Annotated in this window: 1 protein-coding gene; it reads right to left on the reverse strand. The window is 68.4% G+C overall.

The window, feature by feature from the left end; all coding sequences use genetic code 11:
- Positions 1-399, reverse strand: a 399-nt coding sequence (locus tag HG542_RS34285; RefSeq protein WP_171088348.1) for a condensation domain-containing protein, incomplete at both ends; no start/stop codon positions are given.

Consider the following 399-nt stretch of genomic DNA (forward strand, 5'->3'; position numbering starts at 1 on the left):
CGGCCCGTAGCCGATGCCCTTGTCGGGAACCGCCCGCAGGCCGTCCTTGACGGACTTCAGAGTGTCGGCAGGGTCGTCACACACCTCAAGCCGTACGGGGTGCAGCGTGGTGAACCAGCCGACGGTGCGGCTGACATCCGTCTGCGCGTCGAACTCCTCGCGCCCGTGCCCCTCGACCATCAGATGACTGATGGACCGGCCGGTCAGCCCGGTCAGTGCCTGCCCGAAGGCGGCGAGCAGGAACTCGTCGATGCGCGTGCCGAAGGCGCGCTGGCAGCTGTCCAGCAACAGAGCGGTGCGCTCGGCGTCCAAGGAGATCCCGACCTCGACAGAGGTGCCGGTGTCCTGTCGCAGGACCGGTGCCTCGTCCAGGTCGGCGAGCAGGTCGTTCCAGTAGGC

This window comes from Streptomyces morookaense, assembly GCF_013030945.1.
GTDB lineage: Bacteria > Actinomycetota > Actinomycetes > Streptomycetales > Streptomycetaceae > Streptomyces > Streptomyces morookaensis.